20 protein-coding genes, 1 tRNA gene and 1 pseudogene are annotated in these 17,719 nt (G+C 66.7%); 15 read left to right on the plus strand and 7 right to left on the minus strand.

Annotated features, from left to right (window positions below; translation table 11 throughout):
- Window positions 1–91: 91 nt before the first annotated feature.
- Window positions 92–1,243 carry an acyl-CoA dehydrogenase family protein gene (locus tag NO345_RS11165; protein ID WP_256299226.1) on the plus strand — a complete coding sequence of 384 codons (1,152 nt, stop codon included), beginning with the start codon at window positions 92–94 and terminating at the stop codon, window positions 1,241–1,243.
- A 211-nt stretch (window positions 1,244–1,454) separates the two neighbouring features.
- On the opposite strand, the gene NO345_RS11170 is transcribed toward NO345_RS11165, so the two are convergent.
- Complete coding sequence (locus tag NO345_RS11170; protein WP_256299227.1) at window positions 1,455–2,159, minus strand: class I SAM-dependent methyltransferase; 705 nt, start codon at window positions 2,157–2,159, stop codon at window positions 1,455–1,457.
- A gap of 242 nt (window positions 2,160–2,401) precedes the next feature.
- Here NO345_RS11170 and NO345_RS11175 point away from each other — a divergent pair, with 242 nt between their 5' ends.
- From NO345_RS11175 to NO345_RS11200, 6 genes are all read left to right on the plus strand, one after another.
- Window positions 2,402–2,977, plus strand: coding sequence for a DNA-3-methyladenine glycosylase family protein (locus NO345_RS11175; protein ID WP_256299593.1), 576 nt, complete (start codon window positions 2,402–2,404; stop codon window positions 2,975–2,977).
- A 282-nt stretch (window positions 2,978–3,259) separates the two neighbouring features.
- Window positions 3,260–4,798 (plus strand): Na+/H+ antiporter NhaC family protein, encoded by a 1,539-nt coding sequence (locus NO345_RS11180; RefSeq protein WP_256299228.1) that lies wholly within the window; start codon window positions 3,260–3,262, stop codon window positions 4,796–4,798.
- Entirely contained in the window at window positions 4,795–5,067 is a 273-nt protein-coding gene (locus NO345_RS11185) for a DUF7513 family protein (RefSeq protein ID WP_256299230.1), read from the plus strand. The genes NO345_RS11180 and NO345_RS11185 overlap by 4 nt, the downstream gene beginning before the upstream one ends.
- A gap of 190 nt (window positions 5,068–5,257) precedes the next feature.
- Complete coding sequence (locus NO345_RS11190; RefSeq protein WP_303646847.1) at window positions 5,258–5,935, plus strand: AzlC family ABC transporter permease; 678 nt, start codon at window positions 5,258–5,260, stop codon at window positions 5,933–5,935.
- Window positions 5,932–6,264 carry an AzlD domain-containing protein gene (locus NO345_RS11195; protein ID WP_256299234.1) on the plus strand — a complete coding sequence of 111 codons (333 nt, stop codon included), beginning with the start codon at window positions 5,932–5,934 and terminating at the stop codon, window positions 6,262–6,264. The genes NO345_RS11190 and NO345_RS11195 overlap by 4 nt, the downstream gene beginning before the upstream one ends.
- Before the next feature lie 210 nt (window positions 6,265–6,474).
- Complete coding sequence (locus NO345_RS11200) at window positions 6,475–7,077, plus strand: DUF7344 domain-containing protein (RefSeq protein ID WP_256299236.1); 603 nt, start codon at window positions 6,475–6,477, stop codon at window positions 7,075–7,077.
- On the opposite strand, the gene NO345_RS11205 is transcribed toward NO345_RS11200, so the two are convergent.
- Both NO345_RS11205 and NO345_RS11210 read right to left on the minus strand, forming a co-directional pair.
- The gene (locus NO345_RS11205; RefSeq protein WP_256299238.1) at window positions 7,078–8,436 is read right to left on the minus strand and encodes a RimK family alpha-L-glutamate ligase; all 1,359 of its coding nucleotides are present in this window, start codon (window positions 8,434–8,436) and stop codon (window positions 7,078–7,080) included.
- Window positions 8,437–8,516: 80 nt separating this feature from the next.
- Window positions 8,517–9,269, minus strand: a complete 753-nt coding sequence (locus NO345_RS11210; RefSeq protein ID WP_256299240.1) for a GNAT family N-acetyltransferase — start codon at window positions 9,267–9,269, stop codon at window positions 8,517–8,519.
- Window positions 9,270–9,459: 190 nt separating this feature from the next.
- On the opposite strand from NO345_RS11210, the gene NO345_RS11215 reads away from it, so the two are divergent.
- The 5 genes from NO345_RS11215 to NO345_RS11235 all read left to right on the plus strand — a co-directional run bounded on the left by NO345_RS11215 (window position 9,460) and on the right by NO345_RS11235 (window position 14,148).
- The gene (locus tag NO345_RS11215) at window positions 9,460–10,503 is read left to right on the plus strand and encodes a succinylglutamate desuccinylase/aspartoacylase family protein (RefSeq protein ID WP_256299242.1); all 1,044 of its coding nucleotides are present in this window, start codon (window positions 9,460–9,462) and stop codon (window positions 10,501–10,503) included.
- Window positions 10,504–10,614: 111 nt separating this feature from the next.
- Window positions 10,615–11,052, plus strand: coding sequence for a succinate dehydrogenase, cytochrome b556 subunit (gene sdhC / locus NO345_RS11220; protein ID WP_256299244.1), 438 nt, complete (start codon window positions 10,615–10,617; stop codon window positions 11,050–11,052).
- Window position 11,053: 1 nt separating this feature from the next.
- A complete protein-coding gene (locus NO345_RS11225) occupies window positions 11,054–11,425 on the plus strand; it encodes a succinate dehydrogenase/fumarate reductase transmembrane subunit (protein WP_256299246.1) in 372 nt (123 codons plus the stop codon).
- Entirely contained in the window at window positions 11,422–12,297 is an 876-nt protein-coding gene (locus NO345_RS11230) for a succinate dehydrogenase/fumarate reductase iron-sulfur subunit (protein WP_256299247.1), read from the plus strand. The genes NO345_RS11225 and NO345_RS11230 overlap by 4 nt, the downstream gene beginning before the upstream one ends.
- A gap of 6 nt (window positions 12,298–12,303) precedes the next feature.
- Window positions 12,304–14,148, plus strand: a complete 1,845-nt coding sequence (locus tag NO345_RS11235) for an FAD-binding protein (protein ID WP_256299248.1) — start codon at window positions 12,304–12,306, stop codon at window positions 14,146–14,148.
- A 289-nt stretch (window positions 14,149–14,437) separates the two neighbouring features.
- Here the strand turns inward: NO345_RS11235 and NO345_RS11240 are convergent, their stop codons facing one another.
- Window positions 14,438–14,635, minus strand: coding sequence for a XapX domain-containing protein (locus tag NO345_RS11240; RefSeq protein ID WP_256299250.1), 198 nt, complete (start codon window positions 14,633–14,635; stop codon window positions 14,438–14,440).
- A 181-nt stretch (window positions 14,636–14,816) separates the two neighbouring features.
- On the opposite strand from NO345_RS11240, the gene NO345_RS11245 reads away from it, so the two are divergent.
- Window positions 14,817–15,386, plus strand: a complete 570-nt coding sequence (locus NO345_RS11245; RefSeq protein ID WP_256299252.1) for a DoxX family protein — start codon at window positions 14,817–14,819, stop codon at window positions 15,384–15,386.
- Window positions 15,387–15,435: 49 nt separating this feature from the next.
- Here NO345_RS11245 and NO345_RS11250 read toward each other — a convergent pair whose 3' ends face one another.
- From NO345_RS11250 to NO345_RS19825, 3 genes and pseudogenes are all read right to left on the minus strand, one after another.
- The gene (locus NO345_RS11250) at window positions 15,436–15,729 is read right to left on the minus strand and encodes a hypothetical protein (protein WP_256299254.1); all 294 of its coding nucleotides are present in this window, start codon (window positions 15,727–15,729) and stop codon (window positions 15,436–15,438) included.
- A gap of 214 nt (window positions 15,730–15,943) precedes the next feature.
- Window positions 15,944–16,756: an HD domain-containing protein gene (locus tag NO345_RS11255; RefSeq protein WP_256299256.1), complete on the minus strand. Its 813-nt coding sequence runs from the start codon at window positions 16,754–16,756 to the stop codon at window positions 15,944–15,946.
- Between the two features lie 97 nt (window positions 16,757–16,853).
- Window positions 16,854–17,036, minus strand: a pseudogene (locus tag NO345_RS19825) (redoxin domain-containing protein); the annotation flags it as partial.
- A gap of 157 nt (window positions 17,037–17,193) precedes the next feature.
- Here NO345_RS19825 and tatA point away from each other — a divergent pair.
- Window positions 17,194–17,523: a twin-arginine translocase TatA/TatE family subunit gene (gene tatA / locus NO345_RS11260; RefSeq protein WP_256299258.1), complete on the plus strand. Its 330-nt coding sequence runs from the start codon at window positions 17,194–17,196 to the stop codon at window positions 17,521–17,523.
- Window positions 17,524–17,551: 28 nt separating this feature from the next.
- Window positions 17,552–17,624, plus strand: a tRNA-Arg gene (locus tag NO345_RS11265).
- Window positions 17,625–17,719: the final 95 nt, after the last annotated feature.

Genomic DNA, 17,719 nt, shown 5'->3' on the forward strand with positions numbered 1-17,719 from the left:
TTCAAGGTTTCCCTTAGCGAACATAGAAACTCCTTTCCAGTTTAGAACCGGGTACATACCTTTTTAACGAACAATGCGTTAATGGTTTACTATGGATTTCGCGCTGTCAGACGAGCAGAAACAGATCAAGGAGGAGGTCGCCCGCTTCGCCGAGAACGAAGTGAAGCCGGTCGCACAGGAGTACGACGTCGAGGAGAAGTACCCGTGGGAGGTCATGGAGAAGGCCGCCGACGCCGGCCTGCTCGGTGCCCACATCCCGTTCGACTACGGCGGAGCCGACTACGGCAACCTCGAGTCCGCGCTCATCACGGAGGAACTGTTCGCCGTGGACCCCGGTATCGGCCTCTGCCTGACGTCCGCCTCCTTCGGTGCGGACGCCATCATGGAGTTCGGGACCGAGGACCAGAAGGAGCGCTTCCTCTCGCCCATCCCCGAGGGTGAGGCCATCATGGGCGCGGCCATCTCCGAGCCCGACACCGGCTCCGACGTCTCCTCCGTGAGCACGCAGGCCGAGAAGGACGGCGACGAGTGGGTCATCAACGGCAACAAGATGTGGATCACGAACGGCTCCATCGGCGACTACTACGTCGTCCTCTGCCAGACCGACCCCGACGCCGAGGGTCGCTACAACGGCTTCAGCCAGATCGTCGTCGAGGCAGACCGCGACGGCTTCGAGGCCGAGAAGATCACCGGCAAACTCGGCATCCGCTCCTCCGACACCGCCGAACTCATCCTCAACGACGTGCGCGTCCCCGAGGAGAACCTCATCGGCACCCGCGGCATGGGCTTCCTCCAGCAGATGCAGTTCTTCGACGAGACCCGCACCGCCGTCGCCGCACAGGGCGTCGGCATCGCGAAGGGCGCGAACGAGGCCGCACTCTCCTACGCCCAGGAGCGCGAGCAGTTCGACCGGCCCATCTCGGACTTCCAGGCCATCCAGCACAAGCTCGCCGACATGCACACCCGCACCGAGGCCGCCCGCATGCTGACGTACAAGGCCGCCTGGAACGTCGACCAAGGCGAGGACATCACCAAGCTCGCCTCCATGGCCAAGGAGTACGCCTCCCGCGTCGCCGTCGACGTCGCAAACGAGGCCGTCCAGATCCACGGCGGTGCCGGCTACGTCAACGACTTCCCCGTCGAACGGTTCTACCGCGACGCCAAGATCACCCAGATCTACGAGGGCACCACCGAGATCCAGAAGAACATCATCGCCCGCGAGCTGCTCGGGAAGGGCTACTGACCATCTTTTTCCCGCTCGGGTTCTCGCTGCGCTCGAACCCTCGCGGCAAAAACATGGATGAAAAAGGCCGGGCGCTCACTGCGTTCGCGCCCGGTGAACCGCGCTCGCTTCGCTCGCGCGGACGTTCGACCTGATCTCTGTGGCGGTGCGTTCGTGGGCCGTCTGTGGAGGGTCGCGTCAGCGGGGTTGCTTCTCCGTTACGACACGGTGATCACTTCGGCTTCGGCACGTAGACGAGCGGGACGTGGCCCCACGCCCACCGTCTCTCGGGCTTCTCGGCGACCTCCCAGATGCTGCGGGGCCAGGTGCCGACGGCGTTCCGGATGGCGTCGAACGAGAGCGTGCTCTCCTCGTCCATCACGAGGCCGAAGCGTTCGGCGTACTCCTCGGGGTCGCGTCGCGGGTCGTCGCTGGCCTCGAGGTCGGCGTGCTGGGCGCGGAACTGGGCCGCGCCGAACTCGTTCACGTAGCCGAGCACGAGGTGGCCGCCGGGTGCGACCGCGTCGTACATGTTCTGGAGGGCCTGCGCGGACTCGGTGACGTACGCGAGGGTCCCGTAGCACAGGACGAGGTCGAACTGGCGACCGGGGTCGAACTCGGGGAGGACCGTGCGCTCGAAGCGGACGTTGTCGAGCCCCTCCTCCGTGGCACGTTCGCGGTTCTCGTCGAGGATAGATCCGGCGGCGTCGTAGCCGACGATCTCGGCGTCGGGGGAACGGTCCGCGAGGTCGAACGTGACGACGCCCGGGCCGCAGCCGACGTCCGCGACGGAGTCGATACCACCCGTCTCGGCGATGAGATCGGCGAGCGCCTCCCTGACGTGGTGTGCGCTCGGGGTCGCGCTCTCGTGGTCGTCCGCGTCGGCGGTGCGCCAGAACTCGTCCCAGTCGATTGTCCGCTGGTGTGTCTCTGTCATCGTTTTGTCTGTCTTCGTCTGTTTCCCGTAGTTGTCACTCGGCGCGCTGTTCGCTGACGTGGCGTATTCCCGGCCTCTCGGGCTTCTTGCCGGGATAGAGGGATAGCTGCCGCTACTCCATAAGAGTTGCCAAAATAGTTTAACTTACTTCTTACTTACACATTCTCCCGCCGGGCACTTAGTCGTTTCGGGAGTGGAGTGTGCCGTTTATGGCTGTCCGGGTCGTGGACCCCGGTACGCAGATGAGCCAGGACGCGTACGACCACCTCCGAACCGACCCGGAGATGGGTTCCGTCGTCGAGGAGCACGGGCCACTCGAACTTGAGCCGGCCGAGGACATGTTCGAACGGCTGGTCCGGTCCATCGTCAGCCAGCAGGTCTCCACGTCGGCGGCGACCGCCATCAGGGAGCGCCTGTACGACGCGGTCGAGATAACGCCGGCGGCCATCCTCGCCGCCGACGAGTCGACGCTGCGCGACGCCGGGCTCTCCGGGCAGAAGGTAGGGTACGTCCGGAACGTCGCCGGAGCGTTCGAGGAACACGGCTACACGACGGCGTCCTTCGACGGGATGAGCAACGAGGCGGTCGTGGACGAACTCACCGACATCAAGGGAATCGGCGTCTGGACCGCCAAGATGCAGCTCATGTTCAGTCTCGCACGGCCCGACGTGTTCCCGGTCGAGGACCTCGGCATCCGGAACGGGATGTACGCGCTCTACGGCGACGAATTGACGCGCGGCGAGATGGTCGAGACCGCCGAGCGGTGGCGGCCGTACCGCTCGTACGCGTCGCTGTACCTCTGGCGTACCGTGGACTGACAGACCACCAGCGAGCGACACGGACTGGAGGCTTGTACACGGGGGTTTCCGACTCGGGGTCGTCCTCCCTGAGGAGCGGTGAAATTAGTCCGTCCGCAGGTCCACCGAAGCACAGAACGGTGGACCAGTCCCCCTCGTTTCACCCACCTCGCGTCACACTGAGTGCTCTCCCGCGCATCTCCGGCGAGCCGAGACGGTATCACACGACCACACGACAGCGAGCCGGAAACTATCGGACGATTTCGTGTCGTTTTATCGGGTGGGCCGTTTACCGCCTACCAGATGGAAGAGACGGAATCGGTCGATACAATCGAGGAATCGGACCCACCCGACCTGACGTTCTACGGTGGGCGTGCCGCGAGCGCCGTTCCGCTCGCCGTCTTCGTCGCCTGGGCCATCTTCCAGAGCGGCGTGCTCGGCGTGGGCGACACGCAGGGACTGGTCGTCGGGATGCTCGTCGGGCTCATCGCCGGGCTGTTCCTGGTGAAGGGCTCGTGGAAGGACTACGCCGATACGATCTTCGACGGGATGACCCAGCGCGTGGCCGCGACCGCGGTCGTCGCGTGGCTCTGGGCCGGCATGTTCGCGAACGTGCTTCGCGCGGGCCAGTTCGTGAACGGCCTCGTCTGGGCGGCCGACGTCACCGGCGTCGCGGGCGACCTGTTCCCGGCGCTGACGTTCGTGCTCGCCGCGCTGCTCGCGACCGGCATCGGGACCGGCTACGGGACCGCCATCACGTTCACGACCGTCGTGTTCCCCGCGGGTCTCCTGCTCGGCGCGAACCCGACGCTGCTGTTCGCCGCCATCCTCTCCGGCGCGGTGTTCGGCGACAACCTCGCGCCGGTCTCGGACACGACCATCGTGAGCGCGGTCACCCAGGACGCCGACATCGGCGGTGTCGTCGCCTCCCGGCTGAAGTACGCGCTGATCGCCGCGGTGTTCGCGTTCGCGGCGTACGTCATAGCCGGGCTGTCCATGTCCGGTATCGACGTCACCGGCGCGGGGACGAGCCTCGCCGAACAGGCGAACGCGGCGGGTCTCGTCCACCTGGTCTCGATGGGCGTCGTCATCGTGACGGCGATACAGGGTCGCCACATCGTCGAGGCCGTCTCCTGGGGGCTGCTGACCGCCGTCGTGGCGAACCTGGCCCTCGGGCTCTCCTCGCTGGCCGACATCCTCGTGTTCGTCGCACCCGCCGAGACGAGCCTCGCCGCCGAGTTCGCGTGGCTCCCCGTCGTCCGCATCGCCGGCCCGGACGAGTCCGTCGCCGTCGGCGGCGCGCTCTACGACGGTGCGGTCGGGTTCTTCCCGCTCATCGTCCTGACGCTGCTCATCGTCGCGGCCGCCGAGATCATGATCCGCGGCGGCGGCTTCGAGGCCATCCTCGACTTCCTCATCGGCTCCGTCGCGACGACGGTCCGCCGCGCGGAGCTGACGATGGTGCTGGGGACGGCGCTGGTCAACGGCATGATCACGATCAACACCGCCGCCGAGATCGCCATCGCACCGTACATCGCACGGCTGGGTGGCCGCTTCAACCTGAACGGCTACCGGCGCGCCAACATCCTGGACGCCAACACGTCCGCCCTCGGCTACATCTTCCCGTGGGGCGGCGGCCTGCTCGCGGGCTACGGGGCGATGACCAGCCTGACCGACAGCGTCCCGTGGTTCACCGAGGCGATGGTCGTCAACCCGGTCACCGTCTGGCCGTACGTCTTCCACGGCTGGTTCCTCGTGGCGGTGTTCGTCTTCGCCGCGTGGACCGGCTACGGTCGCGAGTACGTCCACGACCGCCAGTCCGCCGAGGTGGAGCGCGTATGAGCGTCCTGTCATCCGTCCTCGCCGGCATCGGCTTCCGGACGCGCACCCCGTCGTTCAGCGCCGGACAGGAGGTGACCGCGTTCGTCAGCGGCGTGCAGGACGGCGACGCGCTCCTGCGCATCGGCGATTCCCGGCTCACCGTGTCGGGCGTCGAGGACCCGACCACACTCGTCGACGAGCGGGTACTGGTCCGCGTCGAGGCGTTCGACGACACGAGCCACACCGGCAGTGCCGTCCTCGTCGCGGTCCTCGACGGTCGTGGGCTGTAGTCCGCCCGGCGGCTGCTCGTGAACCGGGGACACCGGAGCCAGAGACGGCGAAGGTACCCGCGAGCGAACCACCTATACCCCTCGATTGCGTGGCCCCGACGATGACAGGCGTCCGTCGTGGCGACGAGGTGACTCGCGAGTGAGCGCCCGGAGCGATGCGGCAGCGGGAGCGCGCGCAATCGGCCCGTTCATGCTGGGCGTCGTCCCGTTCGGGCTCATCACCGGTATCAGCGCGATCGACGTCGGGTTCGACGCGGTGCAGACGGTCGCGATGTCGGTCGTCGTGTTCGCCGGTGCGTCCCAGCTCGCGCTCATCGAACTCGTCGGTGACCGCGCTCCCGTCGCCGTCGTCGTGGCGACCGCGGCCGTCGTCAACCTCCGCTACCTGATGTACAGCGCGTCCATCGCGCCGTACTTCCGGGACTTCTCGCCGCCGTGGAAGTGGCTCTCGGCGTACGCGCTGACCGACCAGTCCTACGCCGTCGCCGTCACGGAGTTCCGCGACGACGAGCCCGGTATCGGGCGGCGGCGCTGGTACTACCTCGGCGCGGCGTTCGCCCTGTGGGGGGTCTGGGTCGTCTCGACGGCCGTCGGGGTCGTCATCGGCGGCAGCGTCCCACCCGGACTCTCGCTCGAGTTCGCGGTACCGTTGACGTTCCTCGCGCTGCTCGTCCCGTCGCTGAAGGACCGGCTCAGCGGGCTCGTCGGTGTGGTCGCCGGCGGGGTCGCCATCCCGGCGGCCGCGCTCCCGCTCGACCTCGGGCTCGTGGCCGCCGCACTGACCGGCCTGACGGTCGGGGTGCTCGTCGACACGTTCACGGACTGGCCGGGCGACGAACCGGACGAGGACACGGAGGGCGAGCGATGAGCTACGACGCGACGACGCTGTGGGGTATCGTGCTCGCCGTGGGTGTCCTCACGCTCGCGCTCCGGCTCTCGTTCATCCTGCTGTTCGGCCGGGTCGACGACGTCCCGACCCGCGTCGAGCGGACCCTCGAACTGGTCCCGGCGGCGGTGCTCGCCGCGCTCGTGGTGCCGGCGGTCGTCGCGCTCGACACCAGCCTGTCGCTCGTCGCCGAACCCGCGAAGGTCGTCGCGGCGGTCGTCGCGGCGGGCGTCGCCTGGCGCACCGAGAACGTGCTCGCGACCATCGCGGTCGGAATGGGCGTACTCTGGCTCGTCGGGGCGGTCGTCTGAACCCACCTGGAGGCCGACGTGAGCCCGCGTGTCGCTGCCCCATCGAATGATTCTGACCATTCCTGCAGCTCCATTGGTTATGTCTGCCCAGGGTGCTTTACGAAGCCGATATCGGTTGAATCGGTGAGCCCTTCCGTGAAGCCGCAGTATTAAGTGTGGTGGCCACTACTTCGGCAAGTGTCATTCCTGCCTGTCAGGGAATGGGGAACCATGGCAACCACGACAGAGACCACCACGACCGACACGAATCGACCACCGGAGGGGGGAGGACCGTCGAAGGGGGAGCTGTTCGAGGCGCTCTCGAACGACCGACGCCGGGAGACGTTGCGGTATCTACTTCGACAGGAGGACGGGAAGACCACGAAGGGGGAGGTCGCCCGTCACATCGCCGCGCACGAGACCGGCAAACCGACCGAGCAGGTGACCTCCGACGAGCGGAAACGTGTGTACATCGCGCTCCACCAGACCCACCTACCGAAGCTCGACGACCTGGGACTCGTCGAGTACGACTCCTCGCAGGGCGCGCTCCGTCTCGGCGACGACTGCGACGGACTGGCGGTGTATCTGGACGTCGGGACCGACGACGGCGACGACGAGGGCGACTCGCACCGATGGGGGCGGTACTACCTCGGCATCGGCATCGGCGGCCTCGGCGTCACCGGTGTCCTCGCGAGCGGCATCGGACCGATCACCGTCGGTCCGGGCCTCGGTGTCGCGGCGGCGCTCGCGCTCGCGGTCACCGTGACCGGTATCGCACAGACCTACGGCGAAGAACTCAGCCTGCCGCCCGTCGGTGAGGAACTCGACCGGTAGCTACTCCAGCGTCTCCTCCTCTTCCTCGCGGTCCTCGCTGTCGCTCCCGGCGTCGACGCGCTTCGACACGTCCACCTGGTAGTTCCCGAGGATGTCGCGGCCGAGGAGGATGGGGTAGTCCATGTGCGAGCGGTCCTCGACGCTCGCGGTGACGGTGTGCTGCCGGCCACCGACGCCGACCACGAGGTCGACGACCGGCCGGGACTTGCCCTGCTTCAGGCTGCCGGACTTCACGCGCATCACCGACTTGATTGGGCCGGCACCGACGTCGGCCGCCAGCCTGGTGTCGATGCTCGTCCGCGTCGCGCCGGTGTCGGACTTCGCGACGACCGTCTTCGAGCCGGAGGTCCCGGAGACGACGACCTCCTCGGTGTAGCCGACGACGAGCGGCCCGTCGCTCGTCGTCTTCGACTTGATGGGCGCACACGCCGGCATCGAGTCGTCGAGCGTCGCGGACAGCTCGCGAACGCGCTCGTCGTCGACCTCACCGCCTGCCTCCTCGATGGCGAGCTTCGCGATGTGCGGTGCAGGCGACCGCTCGGTCGCCTTGTACAGACCCTTGAAGCCGGCCGTGGGGTTGACCTCGAGGACGAACCAGCCGTCGTCGCCCTCGACGATGTCCACGCCCGCGTAGTCGAGCCCGACGACCGAGGTGGCCCGCTTCGCGATCTTCTTGACCTCCGTGGGCAGGTTGTCCGTCGCGTTCTCCACGTCGCCGCCGAGGGCGACGTTCGTCCGCCAGTCGTTGTCCGGCGCGTAGCGGTACATCGCGCCGACGACCTTTTCGCCGACGACGTAGACGCGGATGTCGCGGTGACGCTCGCCGTCGCGTTCGATGAGCTTCTGGAGGAACGCGTACCGGTTGCCGACCTTCGCATTGACCGGGTCGCCCTGGCCGACCTTCCAGGTGCCGCCGCCGTGGGTCCCGATGGCGGTCTTGTAGACGGCCTCCTCGCCGAACTCGTCGCGGTGGGCGTTCAGCTCGTCGGTGTCGAGCGCCAGCAGCGCCTCGGGGACCTGGATACCGTTGTCCGCGAGCGCCGCAGCGGACGCGATCTTGTGGGTCGCCCGGAGCGTCGCCGACGGCTCGTTCAGCATCGGACGCAGCGTGGCGAGCGTGTTCGCCAGCCCGAGCTCCTCACAGGGCTGTTCGGTGTTCGAGAGCAGCATCCGGTTCGCGACGATGTCGACGTCGGGTTTGAGGGTGGCACCGTCGGGGCCGACACGTACCGAGGTGTTCTCCGTGCGGAGCCACTCGGGGTCGTGCCCCAGTTCCTCGACCGCGTTGCAGATCGCCTTCGATTCCTTGCTGCTGTGGAGACTGAGGACCCCCACCGTCACGGGAGAAGATGTACCCATAGCGGAATAACTCGACCCCGCATCAAAAACATTGCCAGTTCGGAGCGGCCCTGTGGCGGTTACACACGGGAAGTACGGACTCAGAGGTAGGCAGCGTCCCAGCGGGTCGCCTTCCGGCGGTTCCCGCAGCTGTTGCAGACGACCTCCTCCATCGGCCCCATCGCCGTGTCGAAGGAGTTGCACGCGCCACAGAACAGGCCGTAGCGTCGCTCACGCTCGGGGTCGACGTACGCCTCGTAGAACTGTCCCTCCGTGCCGCGGTGGACCTCGGCGTAGTTCACGTACGCGGTCGCGTCGTCGACGGTGACCTCGTCGAGCGCCTCCCACTCGACGTGCTCCTCCTCGGTCGCGACGAAGATGTTCTCCGTCAGCGTCTCGTCGGCGACGGTGACGGTCCGGTCGCCGGCGCGCCCGAAGGCGTGGGCCTCGTAGAACTCGTTGCCGCGCCGGTTCCCGTCCAGCACCGCACCGGAGATCCGCTGTGCGCCGTGTTCGACGAGCGCCGCCTTCGTCTCGGTCAGCAGCCGCGAGCCGTAGCCGTGGCCCCGATGGTCCGGGTGGACGTGGAGCCAGAGTATCCGGCCGTCGGACGGGGTCTTCCCCACGATCTCGCTCTGGGAGAAGGCGACGATACCGGTGTCGTCCTCGGCGACGAGGAGGACGGCGTCGTCGTCCTCGAGCTGCTCGGCGAGCAGGTCCGCGGCGTACCACTCCTCCAGCGCCACGTCGATGGTCTTCGGGTCGAGCATGTGGTGGTAGGAGTCGTGGAGCGACGCCGCTGCGACCGCCCGCAGCGCCTCGAAGTCGTCGGCGGTTGCATCCCGGATCTGCATACGTACTCCTTGGGACGGAACTGACATAATACTCCGCAAACCTGCCGGTCGTGTGGTCGTTCGTCCACTTTCACGCCGCAGTGGTGCGCCCGTCCATAGTTTTCCGCGTAGAGGGCCTACACTCGGGGATTCGTCCGTCCTGGCGGCGGCGACGCACACACTCTTATGCCGTGGGCGATGCAGGTGAGGTATGGCATCGGACACGGTTCCCTCGGGGGACAACGAGCCCTTCACGTACAACGGTGGGCGCGTCGACCCCGGGGAGACCGCGAACATCAGGTACGGCATCAGCGAGACGTATCTCGGCGACCCGGTCCGCATCCCGGTCACGATCCTCAACGGCGAGCACCCCGGACCGACCGGGTTCCTCTCCGCGGCGGCCCACGGCGACGAGCTCAACGGCATCGAGGTGGTCCGCGAGGTCGCCCACGAGTGGCCGCTGGACGACCTCCACGGCTGTCTCGTCTGCATGCCCGTGCTCAACGTTCCCGGCTTCCTCGCCCAGCAGCGCTACCTCCCCATCTACGACCGCGACCTGAACCGGTCGTTCCCCGGGCACGAGGAGTCGACGAGCGCGAAGCGGATGGCGCACCGGATCTTCACGAACTTCGTCGAGCCCTGTGACTTCGGCATCGACCTGCACACCTCGACGCGCGGCCGAACGAACATGCTCCACGTGCGCGCCGACACCGACCACAGTGGCGCGAACCGGGTCGCACGCGCGTTCGCCTCGAACGTCATCATCTCGAGCGAGGGTCCCAGCGGCTCGCTTCGCCGGGAGGCCTCGGAGGCCGGGACACCGACGATTACCGTCGAGATGGGCGAGGCACACCGCTTCCAGCGCGAGTTCATCGACAACGCGCTCGACGGCGTGATGAGCGTCCTCGCGGAGTACGGGATGCTCGACACGGAGGCGGTCCGCTGGCCGGGCTGGCGCACCGTCATCCAGGAGAACGACGAGAAGACGTGGCTCCGGGCGGACGTCGGTGGGATGGTCGACATGCACTACGAGTGCGGCTCGCTCGTCCACGAGGGCGACCGCATCTGTACCATCACCAGTCCGTTCAAGACCGACAACACGGTCGTCGAGGCACCGTTCACCGGCGTCCTCGTCGGCGTGCTGGAGAACCCGGTCGTCTACCCGGGGAACCCCCTCTGTCACCTCGTCGAACTCGACACGAAGACACTGCGCGCCGTCGAGCGCGAACAGTCGCCACCGGCCGGCCGGTCCTGAACACGACCCATCGGTCCCGCGACCGAAGACGTTCGGTCGACCGCGATTCCGGCAGGGGCCGCGAAAGAAGTAACTTCTATACCCCCACGGTCCAACCCTCGGACAGAGAGTATGAGTCAGTCTTACAATCGTGGCCTCGTCGAGGACTTCAGTCGCTGGAAGGAGTTCTCGGCCGGCATGTGGGCGTGGATATTCCACAAGTTCACTGGATGGGTTCTCATCGGGTACCTGTTCACCCACATCGCCGTGTTGAGTACGGCGATTTCGGCACAGCAGGGCGAGACGGTGACGAACAGCGCGGGCCAGCAGGTCGACGTGTACACGAACACGCTGACACTGCTCGAGAGCACGTTCGTCGTCCGACTGCTCGAGGTCGGGCTGCTCGCGGTCGCCGTCTTCCACATCCTGAACGGCATCCGCCTGCTGCTGGTGGACCTGGGAATCGGGCTGGAGTCACAGGACAAGACGTTCTACGCGTCGCTCGTGCTGACCGGCGCGATCATCGTCGCGAGCGTGCCGACGTTCATGGCGGGAATCGGGGGTGCCTGAGATGTCTGCGGGCGCACCCACCTCCTTCGAGCGCGGCGGACGCATGTGGCTCCTCCAGCGCGTGACGGCGGCGTTCCTCGTCGTCGTCCTGGCGTTCCACTTCTTCCTGCTCCACTTCTACCACCACGCGTTCGAGATCACGCTCATGGGCACGGAGACGCGGATGCAGGACGTCGGCTACTTCGCGACGATGTGGCTGTTCCTCGTGACGGCGACGTTCCACGGGGTCAACGGCGTCTACAACGCGCTGGTCAACCAGGGTATCTCCGGCACGCCCAAGACGGCCGTCAAGGCCATCCTCGGGCTCGCCGGTCTGCTGCTCGTCGCACAGGGGACGAGAGTCGCGCTGTACATGAACGGGTTCTTAGCATGAGTACGCAAGTTCCAGAGACCGAGACCGAGACCGAAACCGAGACGGAACCGGCCGGCGAGTCCCACCAGGAGCGCCGGATGACGGAGAAGGCGGCCAAGCGTGAGTACCGCGACGCACAGAAGAAGGCCGAACAGGAGCTGCGGGCGGCCGAGGAGTCGGTCCACCTCAAGGTGTTCCGGTACGACCCCGAGGTCGAGGACAAACAGGAGCCCCGCTTCGACGACTTCTACGTCCCGTACACGAAGGGGATGACCGTCCTCGACGCGCTGATGTACGCGCGTGACCACTACGACGCGTCGCTGACGTTCAGACACTCCTGCCGGCAGGCGGTCTGTGGCTCCGACGCGATGTTCGTCAACGGCAGACAGCGCCTCTGCTGCAAGACCCAGCTCTCGGAGATGGCCGAACCGGTCCGCATCGAGCCGCTCCCGCATCAGGACGTGGTGAAGGACCTCGTCGTGGACATGGAGCACTTCTACGACCAGATGCACGCGGTCGAGCCGTACTTCCAGTCGGAGGACGTACCCAAGGAAGAGCAGCGACAGAGCCGGGAGAACCGGGAGAAGATCAAGATGTCCACGCGCTGCATCTGGTGTGGTGCCTGCATGTCCTCGTGCAACATCGCTGCGGGCGACAACGAGTACCTCGGACCGGCGGCCATCAACAAGGCGTACCGGTTCTACATGGACGAGCGCGAGGACGAGGAGGAGCTGAAGGAGCACCGACTCCGCATCCTCGAACAGGAACACGGCGTCTGGCGCTGTCAGACCCAGTTCTCCTGTACGGAGGTCTGCCCGAAGGACATCCCCCTCACCGAGCACATCCAGGAGCTCAAGCGCGAGGCGGTCAAGAACAACCTCAAGTTCTGGTAATCAACAATGTACGAACACGACGTCATCGTGGTCGGTGGCGGTGGCGCGGGACTCCGCGCCGCCATCGCGGCCCAGGAAGAAGGAGCGGACGTGGCTATCGTCACGAAACTCCACCCCGTCCGTAGCCATACAGGCGCGGCAGAGGGTGGCATCAACGCGGCACTGCGCGAGGGCGACGACTGGGAACTCCACGCCTACGACACGATGAAGGGGTCGGACTACCTCGGCGACGCCCCCGCCATCGAGACGCTGGCGCAGGACGCCCCCGAGGAGGTCTTCCAGATTGAGCACTGGGGCATGCCGTTCTCCCGCGAGGAGGACGGTCGCGTCTCCCAGCGCCCGTTCGGCGGGCTCTCGTTCCCGCGCACCACCTACGCCGGTGCCGAGACCGGACACCACCTGCTGCATACGATGTACGAGCAGGTCGTCAAGCGGGGCATCCAGGTGTACGACGAGTGGTACGTGATGGACCTCGCCGTCACCGACGAGGAGACGCCCGAGGAGCGCTCCTGTCACGGCATCGTCGCCTACGACGTCCAGTCCGGCGAGATTGCCGGCTTCAAGGCCAACGACGGGGTCATCCTCGCGACCGGCGGTCCGGGACAGGCGTTCGACCACACGACCAACGCGGTCGCCTGCACCGGCGACGGCTACGCGATGGCCTACCGTGCCGGCGTCCCGATGGAGGACATGGAGTTCGTCCAGTTCCACCCGACGACGCTGCCGAGCACGGGCGTGCTCATCTCCGAGGGCGTCCGCGGCGAGGGTGGCATCCTCTACAACGCCGACGGCGAGCGGTTCATGTTCGAGCACGGCTACGCGAACAACGACGGCGAGCTCGCCTCCCGTGACGTGGTCTCGCGCGCGGAGCTCACCGAGGTCAACGCGGGACGCGGCTTCGAGGACGAGTACGTCATGCTCGACATGCGCCACCTCGGCGAGGAGCGCATCGTCGACCGCCTGGAGAACATCCTCCACCTCGCGGAGGACTTCGAGGGCGTCGACGGGCTGAAGGAGCCGATGCCGGTCAAGCCCGGCCAGCACTACGAGATGGGCGGCATCGAGACCGACGAGAACGGCCACACCTGCATCGACGGGCTCTACGCGGCCGGCGAGACGGCCTGCGTCTCGGTCCACGGCGCGAACCGCCTCGGCGGCAACGCCCTGCCCGAACTCATCGTCTTCGGCGCCCGGGCCGGCAAGCACGCCGCCGGCGGCGACCTCGGCGAGGCCCAGATCGAGACGGGCGAGCGCGGCGACATCGAGTACGACGAGACCGAACTGCCGTACCAGCCCGGCGAGGTCGGCATGGACACCGGCCCCTCGGGCGGAGTCGCGGCCGACGGCGGTGCGGTCGCGGCCGACGCCGACGCGGTCGTCGAGCGGGAGGTCGAGGCCCAGCGCGAGCGCGTCTCCACGCTGATGGAGCGCGACGAGGGCGTCCAGCACTCCCAGATCCGCGCGGACCTCCAGAAGACGATGACGCAGAACGTCAACGTCTTCCGCGAGGAGGAGGGCCTGAAGCAGGCACTCCGTGACATCCGCGAGATTCGCGAGGCCTACCAGGACGTCTACGTCGACGACCCGTCGCGGACGTTCAACACGGACCTCCAGCAGACCATCGAGACGCGCAACCTCATCGACGTCGCCGAGACCATCACGCTCGGCGCGCTCGTGCGCACGGAGTTCCGTGGCGCGCACTGGCGCGCGGAGCACCAGGAGCGCAAGGACGACGAGTGGCTGAAGCACACGCTCGTCGGCTGGAACGACGGCGACCCGACCATCTTCTACCGCCCGACCATCCTCGAGGGCGAGAACAAGACGTACGAGCCGAAGGAACGGTCCTACTGAGGGCCGCAGTTCGGCCGGCGGGTTTTTGCTGTCGACTGCACCCCACCAGTTCGCCGGCTACGGGAGGATGCCGGCGGCCTCCGGCGTCGGCATGTACAACATCACCAGGAGGATGAGGAGGGCGAGGACGACGAGCCCGACGAGCCTGGCGCGCGGCATGGACTCCGGCCTGCTGCGGGCCGCAGAGGGGGGTCGACCGCGTGACATGGCTCACCGTACGACGGCTGGCGTAAAATAACTACTTCCAGACACACGACGACGTTCGACCACGGGGAGTCCCTGGCCGCCCTCACAGCCCGAGCGCGGTGAACAGGTCGTCGATGGTCACCCCGAGCTCCGACATCACCTGGAAGCCGAGGAAGATACCGACGATACCCATGATGCCCGCGAGGTTCGGCGGGGCGGGGATGGGGATCTCGACGAACTTGAACAGCGCACCGACCGTGAAGCCGGTGAGCGTGGCGAGGACGACCTGCGTGGCGTTCATGGCAACCTCAGTGGTCTCTCGTCCGCGACCAAAAGCCGTTCCATTCCGGATAGGGTCGTGCTACCGCATGCGCACGATCTCGCCCCGGAGTCGCCGCGGTGTCACGTTCTCGTGAATCGGGAACTACAGCCTGTATATACGTCCTGTCCGAACATCTGTATGAGTGTAGGAGGAAAGAACAATGGCAACCAACCAACTATCGGCCGGCGCGAACACGTTCGAGAGCAAACTCGGTGGCATCACCGTCAAGGGCAAGGCACACAGCCTGAGCGCGTGGTTCGTGCTCGCACTCCGGCTGATGATGGGGTACGCGTTCCTCTACGCCGGCTGGGACAAGGTCGCAGCCGGCGGGTGGACGGCGAACGGGTACATTGAGAACGTCGCGGCGGCGAACGGCAACCCGCTCGAGGGCATGTTCGCGGCCATGGCGGCCTCCCCCATGTTCATGGACTTCGTGAACGTCGCCGTCCCGTGGGGTGAGGTCCTCATCGGCCTCGGGCTCCTCGTCGGTGCGCTGACCCGCCTCGCGGCGTTCTTCGGCGCGCTCATGATGCTCATGTTCTACTTCGGGAACTGGAGCGTCGAACACGGCGTCATCAACGGCGACTTCGCCTACATGCTCGTGTTCCTGGCCATCGCGGCGTTCGGTGCGGGCCGCATCCTCGGCCTGGACACCTACATCGAGCGGTACGAGCTCGGTGGCGAACCCCTCGTCGAGAAGTACCCGTCGCTCCGCTACATCCTCGGTTGAGGCGGCAGCGTCCGGGTTTCGGCTTTTCCTTTGGCTCTGTTTCGGTTCTTCAGTGCAGCCTGTCGTAGAGCACATCACCGACGAGCCCACCCACCAGCAGCGGGAGGATGAGGAAGCCACCGACCTGCAGCAGGACGAGCGTCGCCCAGCGGGTCAGTGGCTCCTGTGGCGGCCAGATGGCTTCGAGCAGGAAGCCGGTGATGTATCCCCAGAAGACGACGACGAGCACGGCCGCCACGACCGCCGAGCTGGCGAGTCTGAACCGCAGCCGTCCCCAGTTCCGGCTCCGGTCCTCGCCGACACCCGGCGGGTCGGGCCACTCGCGGTCGTCGTCACGTGCCATACCGGGTCTAGCGGAGGGGGACACATGAACGCCGCGCTCGCTGTCGGGTCGCGGGGTCGGCGACGGCGATCGGTCACGCGTCGACAACCGGCGAGCCCGAGGAACGCCCGGTTCCTGCGCAGGCCGATGGACCCGCCGGTCGTCGCCGCGCTCACTGTCTCGAACCGGAACGATTCCGCGCAAAAACCCGTTCCTCGCGGCAGCGATTGCCCCTTCAGAGTTCGATGCGCTCGACGAGCTCGTCGGTCTCGTCGGCCTGGACGGCGACGATGCGGACCTGTTCCTCGAGCATCGAGTCGCGGAGCTTCGCCTTCAGTAGGTTGTCGACCTGGTAGACGCCGGCCGCGCTCGTCATCTCGATCTCGACGAGCACGGGGTAGTCGTCGCCGGTCTGCAGCGAGACGTTCCGGATGGCCTGACTGGAGAGGGTGTCGATGCCGCGTCCGCCCTTCTTGTACGGGATACGCGAGCGACCGCGCTCCATGTCGAGCGCGTCGGCGATGCGGACGACGCCCGCCTCGCGGGTCAGGGGCTGTTCCTCGGTGTGGTGGCAGAGGATGGCGTGCAGCACCTCGCCCTTCACGCGTACGGCGTCGGGTTTCGTGTAGAACTCGGGGAGGATGCGGTCCAGCTCGTCGGCCGCCAGCGGGATGGAGTAGTAGGAGTGCGAGTCGCGGTGGACGACGTGGCCGATGTCGTGCAGCGTCGCCGCGAGTGCGATGATGACCGGTTCGTCGGCTTCCTCGAGGCCCTGCTGGCTCGCGCCGTTGAACTCGATGCCCGCCTGCTTGAGCAGGTCGTAGAGACAGAGCGCCCGGTGGCGGACGATGGAGATGTGCTTCGAGCCGTGGTCGTTGTACCCCTTCCGGTCGACGGCGTTGACGTTCTGGGCCTCGAGGTAGGTCGTGATCTCGGGGTCGTTCTCGACGAAGTCGAGCACGTCGTTCAGTCGGTCATCGGGGAAGGCGTGGGGCTCGCCGGGGCGGTAGATACGGCCCGCAGACTGGCCGTCTTCGGTGTCACTCATACCGTCTCACTCGTCTCCCCGAGTACAAAAGGAGCAGGGTGCGCTCAGTCGTCGCCGGCCTCGACTGGACCGGACGCGGCAGCCGTGGTGGCCTCGCGAACGGCAGGTCGACCGATACGCCGAAGGACGGTCGCGCCGACATCTTCGCGGTTCGAGAGCCGGTCGCGGAACGTACACAGTTCGTCCGTGCAGACGCTCGTGAACGCTCCGGCGAAGAACGCGGGACGACGGGAGCTGCCCGTTCGGAGAGGGTGACCTGTTCGACGCCGCCGTTCGCCATCGGTACCGCGAAATCGGGTGCGTCGCCGCCTCAGTCAACTATCGACGGCACTCGGGAGTGGACCGAAAAGCGCCGTTCGGTTACCAACTTCACCTCAGTTTCACATATGGGTCGAGCAAAAAGGTTATAATTACCACCGGGCAAGCATCGCGTAGAGATGGCACTTGCAACCACACCGCTGTTCGTCGGCGGACTGGGCGCTCCCGAAGTCGTGCTCATCTTCCTCGTGGTCGTGCTCCTCTTCGGAGCCAACAAGATTCCGAAGATCGCACGCTCCACCGGTGAGGCGATGGGTGAATTCCAGAAGGGGCGAGAAGAGGTCGAACAGGAACTCGAAGAGATTCGCGATGGCGCGTCGGTAGACGCTGGCTCCAGCAGCTCCGGCTCCAGCAGCACCGGCTCCAGCGCCTCGGACGCGACGGTCGAACCGGACCCGATCGATACGGAGTCCGAAACCGAGACGGAGACCGAGTCCGACTCGAACTGACCGGCTTTTTTCGCTGACGAGATATCGAGGGCGTGTGGCCTAGTGGATAGGGCGGACGGTTCCTAACCTTCAGATCGCGGGTTCGAATCCCGCCACGCCCGCTGGCTCCGTTTCGCTCAGTCGCCGGGCGTGTCGACCTTTCGCTCGCTCTGGTCGCGAGCGGGAGCCCACCTCGTCCACGAGAGGCGGGTCTGCC

This window comes from Haloarchaeobius salinus, from assembly GCF_024464185.1.
Classification (GTDB): domain Archaea; phylum Halobacteriota; class Halobacteria; order Halobacteriales; family Natrialbaceae; genus Haloarchaeobius; species Haloarchaeobius salinus.